Annotated in this window: 2 protein-coding genes; one reads left to right on the plus strand and one right to left on the minus strand. The window is 65.3% G+C overall.

The window, feature by feature from the left end; translation table 11 throughout:
• Positions 1–190 (minus strand): hypothetical protein (locus tag AC1DY5_RS56215; protein WP_478122803.1); only part of this gene is annotated, 190 nt, incomplete at its 3' end.
• A 214-nt stretch (positions 191–404) separates the two neighbouring features.
• On the opposite strand from AC1DY5_RS56215, the gene AC1DY5_RS56220 reads away from it, so the two are divergent.
• Positions 405–1237 (plus strand): DUF3313 domain-containing protein (locus AC1DY5_RS56220; protein ID WP_478122804.1); only part of this gene is annotated, 833 nt, incomplete at its 3' end.

Genomic DNA, 1237 nt, shown 5'->3' on the forward strand with positions numbered 1-1237 from the left:
GCCTGAGCGTTGCGGCCTCGTCGACATCGGCCGATGCGATCAGGCACTGACCTGGACCACTGGGCGGATCGGCAAGAAAGGCTTCGCTGTCGTCCACGAATACCACCGAGTCGGTGGTCCGTCCGAGCGCCGATTCGATCCACGCGCGCTCACCCTCCTTGAAGCCGACGACGTAGACGGTGGTGGACATGGCTTCGGCGTCTCCCGAGGCATTGAAGGTGCCGGATGCCTGCCAGGGCTGACCACACGCGCAGCGCGACCGCCGCCACGTACGTGGCGTTAGGTGGCGGCTCGGATGGACCCAGCTCGTCCTGTTGTGCACCATCGGGGCCTGGCAGAGCGCCAAGAGAGCCGGCCAAATCGGAATCTATGACCATCACCATCTATGTCGAGATCCGCGCGCCATGGAACTGCTGCGCTGCATGAACACGGCCCTGACCAGCGCCAAGTCGTTGGCCTTCACTGCCATCGCCAGCTACGTAGTAGAACTCCGAAGCCGGTCAATCGCCCTTGAGGCGTGTATACGGATGAAACGTTCACCTGCGCCCGTCTCCGCGTTCGCCTGCATCGTCGCCAGCGTCATCGGGCTTGTGGGCTGCGCCGGGCCCGGCGCCGGCACCGATGTCGTGGCCTCCGAGAACGCCAAGGACAAGGTCGCCAATGTCGGCTTCCTAAGCGACCCCGCGAAGCTGAGGCCCGTATCCGCCAACGACGACATGCTCTGCTGGCGTCAGGCCGGGGTTGACTGGAAGCGCTACGACAAGGTCATGATCGAGCGGATCCAGGTCTACATCAAGCCTTCGGCCGGTCAGCGTCCGATCGACCCCACCGATCTGAAGCTGCTGATCGACTACTTCCATAYGGCGCTTGTACGAGACCTGACACCCGTCGCGCGGATCGTCACGACAAGCGGCCCCGGGGTCCTGCGCGTCCGACTCGCCCTGACAGCGCTCGTGCCAACCAACACCGTCGAGAGCCTGGCGGGTACCGCGGTGCCCTACGGTTTCGTGGCCGAGATTGGCTCCGGTGCAGCGACCGGTCGGCCTGTGGGCTCAACGCCTTATTTGGGACAGACCGGGCTGGAGGCGCAGTTCCAGGACGGCGCCACGGGCGCTGTCGTCGGCGAATGCGCGGACACCGAGATCGGCCTCAAGTACGCGGCGGACCTGAACCGCGGGGCTTCGACCGCCGCAGAAGCCTGGCTCAACGGCTACGTCAGCTCCTTCCAGAGCTGGAC

This window comes from Variovorax sp. P4_D9 (genome assembly GCF_056401695.1).